This is a genomic window from Enterobacter cloacae complex sp. ECC445 (assembly GCF_021892025.1).
Classification (GTDB): domain Bacteria; phylum Pseudomonadota; class Gammaproteobacteria; order Enterobacterales; family Enterobacteriaceae; genus Enterobacter; species Enterobacter chengduensis.
Map to the genome: position 1 here is coordinate 1 of NZ_JAKLRZ010000062.1, position 596 is coordinate 596.

Genomic DNA, 596 nt, shown 5'->3' on the forward strand with positions numbered 1-596 from the left:
GCCACGCTTGAACTTGCCGGGCTGCCTGTCGCCGTCGTTAACCCTGCTCAGGTCAAACACTTCGCCCGCGCTCTCGGGACGCTGTTCAAGACAGACCCGAACGATGCCCGCATCATCTGCGAGTTTGGCCGCAGGATGACACCGGATATCAGACCCGCTCCGGACGAACAGACGCAGCGTCTCGCCATGATGGTATCCCGCCGCCGCCAGTTGGTGGACAACAGAACCATGGAGCAGAACCGCTACGGCTCCTGCACTGATGAACTTATCCGGATGGGTATCAAACGGCATATTGACTGGCTTAACGCAGAGATAAAGGACACGGATGACGACATCGACCAGCAGATAAAAGTGATGCCGCTATGGCAGGAGAAAGTGAAGCTGCTGGAAGAAGTCAAGGGTATAGGACGGACAACGCTGGCGGTTCTGCTGTCGATGCTGCCGGAGCTGGGACAACTTAACAGACGTAAAATCAGCGCACTGGTAGGCGTGTGTCCTTATGCCCATGACAGCGGAAAGATGAAAGGAAAACGATGTATCTGGGGAGGACGAAGTGCGGTGCGTGCAGCGCTGTACATGGCGGCAATGTCAGCGGT

General features: G+C 56.5%; 1 protein-coding gene. It reads left to right on the top strand.

The features are described 5' to 3' along the window. The coding region (locus tag L6R44_RS24830; RefSeq protein ID WP_237425702.1) for an IS110 family transposase at positions 1-596 on the top strand (596 nt) is incomplete at both ends.